General features: G+C 42.0%; 3 protein-coding genes. 2 read left to right on the top strand and 1 reads right to left on the bottom strand.

Annotated features, from left to right (window positions below; translation table 11 throughout):
* Positions 1-230 precede the first annotated feature (230 nt).
* Positions 231-599, top strand: coding sequence for an adenosylmethionine decarboxylase (gene speD / locus ACP5N5_RS06790; RefSeq protein ID WP_428134402.1), 369 nt, complete (start codon positions 231-233; stop codon positions 597-599).
* Positions 599-1,744 (top strand): NAD(P)/FAD-dependent oxidoreductase, encoded by a 1,146-nt coding sequence (locus ACP5N5_RS06785; RefSeq protein WP_428134399.1) that lies wholly within the window; start codon positions 599-601, stop codon positions 1,742-1,744. Before speD ends, ACP5N5_RS06785 begins: the two co-directional genes overlap by 1 nt.
* Here the strand turns inward: ACP5N5_RS06785 and ACP5N5_RS06780 are convergent.
* The gene (locus ACP5N5_RS06780) at positions 1,741-1,980 is read right to left on the bottom strand and encodes a hypothetical protein (RefSeq protein ID WP_428134405.1); all 240 of its coding nucleotides are present in this window, start codon (positions 1,978-1,980) and stop codon (positions 1,741-1,743) included. The genes ACP5N5_RS06785 and ACP5N5_RS06780 overlap by 4 nt on opposite strands.
* Positions 1,981-2,046: the final 66 nt, after the last annotated feature.

The raw sequence follows: 2,046 nt of genomic DNA, 5'->3' as shown, positions 1-2,046 counted from the left end.
CTGCTTGTTAAAAACTCTTGTTTCAATCACACTTTTTTTACCTCACCAACCTTACTCGACGTGATACAGATTTCACCCATAACCTCAATGAACCTATTCTGTGATCTAGCAATGGTAAGCTGATTCATTATTGAATTAACCTCTTCATTTTTAACTAGCTCGGCTTGCTAGGGGGGTAAAATTTATAAATAGGGAGAGGGGGATTTATTATTGAAGGGGAGGGGGTTGATATGGAAGCGCTTACCATTAAGAAAGTTATAGGGAAACATGTTTACGGCGAGCTCTATGAGTGCGACCCAGGGATTTTAATGAATGAGAAGGATTTAGTAGAAATAGTTAAGAAGGCAGCTGAAATAGGTGGTTTCACATTACTTGATGTAAAGGCGTGGAAGATCAACCCTGGCATAAGTGTTGTTGGCATAGTGTTGGAGAGCCATATAAGTATTCATACGTGGCCCGAATTCGCTTTTGCCACAGTGGATGTATATACCTGTGGCACTAAAGGCGACTCGGTTAAAGCATACAAGTATATTGTTCACGCTTTAAAAGCCAAAAGGCATACATTAAGAGTGGCGAGTAGGGACTACGAGGATAATTAATGATTGAAACGGATATATGCGTGATTGGTGCTGGCCCAGCTGGGTTGAGCCCTCTTGTTTTTATTGGGAACAGGGATGCAGTTATTTTCGAGGAACATAGGCAACCCGGGATCCCTAAGCATTGTAGTGGGCTAATAGGGATTGAGACACTCAGGTTAATGAGGAGTTATGTGGGCGATATTACTGATGCATCCTATAATACAATACTATTCCACGCTTTTAACCGAGTATACGAGGTATCCTATAGGGATAAATTCGTATTCCACATTAACAGACCACTGCTAGAAGAGAAGCTTGCCTCACTCGTCGAGGGAAAGGGACATAGAATACTCTATGCTTCTACAGCTAAACCGGTAGGAATCAATACCATATCTATTGGAAGTGTTGAATACCAGTGTAATATGATACTTGTAGCCGAGGGGGCTAGCGGGAGGTTTAGACGCTTTTTCATAAATCCCTATCCTGGATTTATTGTTGGAATCCAGTACTTGTCTAGGATTGAAAATGTTGATGTTGATACTATATATATAAGTTATTCAGAATTCACACCTGGCTTTTTCTCATGGATTATACCATTGGATAAAGACACGGCTATAATAGGAGGAGGATTCGATGAACCCCGCGTAGAAATAATTGAGAAAGCACTTAAGCGTATAGCCACTATCTACGGGGTAAAACCAGGAGGAGTGAACGAGAAATTCGGTGGGATAATACCGAGAGACAAGCCATTACTGGATCCAGTCTATGCTGGTAGAGTAGTGTTCCATGGGGATAGTGTCCCATTAACTAAACCATATACGGGAGGCGGGCTCCACTATATTTTTAAACTATCAAAACACCTGGGCGAAGCCATAGATAACAATAGTCTCAGTAGTTATAGGAGAATTTACCATAGTGCTGTCCATAAATTACTTCTAGAGCATCAAGCTTTAAGCATACTTAGAAAGATATCCATGGGGATACCAGTGCCCTTCATAACGGGTTTAAATAAGATAGGGTTCTTCACGCCAAGCGACTACGATAAACATTATGCGCTTATATTTAAAACAATACCACTAGTACTGGGGGGCTTACTCCACTTCCTAGCTAGTCCCCTAAGAGATCATTGGATACATAGAAATCATAAACAAGTGTTCCCAACCTAGGCAAGGTGTTCCAAGGTGATATAATCCACAATACCCGGGATGCTGCGAATTCTTCTGGCCTCCCTGAGTTTAATCTCCGCATAGTATTCCAGCAAGTCCCTTGGGAATATGGGCCTCAAGTACTCATTATCGCTGATAAGGTATTCAACAGCCTCCTCTAAACTCCTCGGAAGCCTCCTCAGTTTTCCCTCCCGTTTCTCATATACATTATAGCTGATCGGGTCCCCTGGATCTATTTTCCTCTTTACCGTTTGTCCCTAGAGGCTGTTCTGTGCTTTTTAGGGTCATTTAGGGTCGCCTCT

The sequence above is a fragment of the Desulfurococcus sp. genome (genome assembly GCF_049970475.1).
GTDB classification, from domain to species: domain Archaea; phylum Thermoproteota; class Thermoprotei_A; order Sulfolobales; family Desulfurococcaceae; genus Desulfurococcus; species Desulfurococcus amylolyticus.
This window is presented reverse-complemented; position numbering and strand designations above follow the sequence as displayed.